The sequence below is a fragment of the Acinetobacter sp. UBA6720 genome (assembly GCF_002454215.1).
In the GTDB taxonomy this organism is placed as follows: domain Bacteria; phylum Pseudomonadota; class Gammaproteobacteria; order Pseudomonadales; family Moraxellaceae; genus Acinetobacter.
Genome location: NZ_DKIK01000201.1, coordinates 2838 through 3234, shown reverse-complemented (window position 1 = coordinate 3234; position 397 = coordinate 2838).

The following is a 397-nucleotide window of genomic DNA, read 5'->3' as shown; positions in this document are numbered from 1 at the left end:
ATCGACCCAGTTCCATTCAGCAAACGACTTGCTCTGTCCAAGTAAGATAAACAACCACAGGGATAAGCTACAGGCAGTCGCTACACATAACAAAGGCCAGCGGTAGTAAGCAAAGTATTTAGGCATAGCATTTTTTGAAATGATTTATTTTCACCCAAGCTAAACAGATTTAGATGACAGTTTGATGGCAAAGGCTAGAGTCAAAATAGATCAGTGTATTTTTGCTTTTTGAGAATAAAAATGCTGAAAAACTCTATCTTTGTGGTGAATATGCATCATTCTGTATGCTCATAATTTTCTCTATACAGATCAAATTAGCTCACTTTTTGCTGAAAATGACCAAAAACAAATAAAAAGGGCAGATCGTAAAAGGCACTGTCACATCATGTTCATATTC